Annotated in this window: 2 protein-coding genes; one reads left to right on the forward strand and one right to left on the reverse strand. The window is 77.3% G+C overall.

All coding sequences use genetic code 11. The features are described 5' to 3' along the window. Positions 1 to 890, forward strand: an 890-nt coding sequence (locus EBH09_RS09735; RefSeq protein WP_238697253.1) for a bifunctional adenosylcobinamide kinase/adenosylcobinamide-phosphate guanylyltransferase, incomplete at its 5' end; no start/stop codon positions are given. On the opposite strand, the gene EBH09_RS09740 is transcribed toward EBH09_RS09735, so the two are convergent. Further along, positions 879 to 1,586, reverse strand: a complete 708-nt coding sequence (locus EBH09_RS09740) for a class I SAM-dependent methyltransferase (RefSeq protein ID WP_238697302.1) — start codon at positions 1,584 to 1,586, stop codon at positions 879 to 881. The genes EBH09_RS09735 and EBH09_RS09740 overlap by 12 nt on opposite strands. Positions 1,587 to 1,601: the final 15 nt, after the last annotated feature.

Genomic DNA, 1,601 nt, shown 5'->3' on the forward strand with positions numbered 1-1,601 from the left:
ACCGGGTGCGGGCGGTGGCGATGGACGCGCCGGGCACCGGGTACGCCGTGACCGGTCCTGACGGGCAGCGGCTGCTGTATCTGCCGCCGGGCGGCGCGCCGGCCGGTCTGGAGGAGCCCGCCGAGTCCTACGACCTGGTCGTCGCGGACGTCGTGGGGCGACCGGACGCGCTGGCGAGGCTGCGGGCGGTGGGCGCCGCGGGGCCGACGACGGACGTAGTCACCGTCCACCTGGACCACGACGTGCCGCCGGGCCCGGAACTGGACCGGCGGCTCGCGGCGGCCGGAGCGCGGGCCGTGCCGGACGGGACGACGCTGGTGGTCGGCTCCTACGAGGACGTTCCCGACGTACCGCGGCGCACCCTCGTACTGGGCGGGGCCCGGTCGGGCAAGTCGGTGGAGGCCGAGCGACGGCTGGAGGCCTTCCCCGACGTGCTCTACGTCGCGACCGGAGGCTCCCGCAACGGGGACACCGAGTGGGCGTCGCGGGTCTGCGCCCACCGGGAGCGGCGGCCGGGCTCGTGGCGCACCGTCGAGACGTGCGACCTGGTGCCGCTGCTGAAGGACGACGGGCCGGCGCTGCTCGTCGACTGCCTGTCACTGTGGCTGACGGACGCGATGGACGCCGTCGGGGCGTGGGACGACGCGGAGTGGGCGGCCGGCGGCGAACGAGCCCTGCGGGACCGGGTGCGGGAGCTGACGGAGGCGGTGCGCGCCACCCGCCGCACCCTCGTCGCGGTGTCGAACGAGGTGGGCTCGGGCATCGTGCCCGCCACCGCCTCGGGCCGCCGCTACCGGGACGAACTCGGGCGGCTCAACGCGGCGTTCGCGGCCGAGTGCGAGCAGGTGCTTGTGGTGGTCGCGGGCCAGGCACTGCTGCTACGGGGCTGAGGCGTCCTTGCGCGCGATGACGCGGTGCGTCCGCACGCCGGTGAGCACCGTGCAGCCCTGGGCCACCAGTTCGGCGCGCAGGCCCGCCGGGTGCGAGGCGCCGGGAAGGGAGGTCAGGCGGCGCGGGTCCGCCACGTCGACGAGCAGGTGGCCGCCGGGGCGGAGCACGTGGAGGGCGGCGCGCAGTTCGGCGCGGGGGTCCGGGACGCGTTCCAACTGCTGGAAGAGGCTCACCACGTCGTAGCGGGCGCGCAGCCGGGCCGCGATGTGCGGGTCCGTCAGCCGGCCGACGAACGCCTCCTCGACACGCTCGACCGCGCGGGCGCGCAGGACCCGGTGGGTGGGGTCCAGGCCGTCGAAGGAGGTGTACGGGAAGTACTCGCGCGCGGTGCGGGGGAAGTCGGCGTCGCCGGTGCCCACGTCGAGCCAGCTCTCGGGGTCGGGGCGGCGGCGGAGCATCGCGCGGGCGGCCAGGCCGTGTCTCAGCCGGACCCCCGCCCGGACCAGCGGGTGCTCGGGTCCGGGCGTGAACGGGGGGTTGCGGAAGACGTGCCGGCAGTCCAGGCAGCGTTCGAGGACGGACCGGCCGGGGCCGGCCCGGCGCGGGCCCTCGCGGCGCGGGCGGGCGCGCAGCCGCCGGGAGCCGCACCAGGGGCAGTCCGCACGGTGCGGCCCGTACCGGGGCACGGGAGGCACCCGGGGGACGGGAGG

It is taken from the genome of Streptomyces sp. E2N166 (assembly GCF_003671715.1).
Taxonomy (GTDB): Bacteria; Actinomycetota; Actinomycetes; order Streptomycetales; family Streptomycetaceae; genus Streptomyces; species Streptomyces thinghirensis.